Origin of the sequence: Nocardia testacea NBRC 100365 (assembly GCF_000308775.1) — a bacterium.
GTDB lineage: Bacteria > Actinomycetota > Actinomycetes > Mycobacteriales > Mycobacteriaceae > Nocardia > Nocardia testacea.
This window is the reverse complement of the sequence record NZ_BAGJ01000159.1, coordinates 1-441: the sequence shown is the minus strand read 5'-3', so window position 1 is coordinate 441 and position 441 is coordinate 1. Positions and strand designations below refer to the sequence as shown.

Here is a 441-nt window from a genome sequence, read left to right as displayed (position 1 = left end):
GGGGCGGCGGTTGCCGTCGTACATGGTTCCGTCGGTGTTCGTGGAGCTGGATGCGCTGCCGCTGAATGTGAACGGGAAGCTCGATCGTAAGGCGTTGCCGGAGCCGGTGTTCGAGGTGCTGGAGTTCCGGGCGCCGTCGACTCCGATCGAGGAGATCGTGGCCGGTGTCTATGCCGAGGTGCTCGGTGTGGACCGTGTGGGTGCGGATGATGATTTCTTTGCTCTCGGTGGTAATTCGCTGGTGGCGACGCAGGTTGCTGCGCGGTTGGGTAAGGCGCTGAATGCGACGGTGCCGGTGCGGATGTTGTTCGAGGCGCCGACGGTGGCCGGTTTGGCGGTGCGGGTCGAGCAGCATGCCGGTTCGGGTGGGCGGCAGGCGTTGGTGGCGCAGCCGCGGCCGGAGCGGGTGCCGTTGTCGTTGGCGCAGCAGCGTATGTGGTT

The 441-nt window shown here is 66.2% G+C and carries 1 protein-coding gene; it reads left to right on the top strand.

Annotated elements, in window-relative coordinates:
* Window positions 1-441 (top strand): phosphopantetheine-binding protein (locus ON38_RS21715; protein ID WP_157181837.1); only part of this gene is annotated, 441 nt, incomplete at both ends.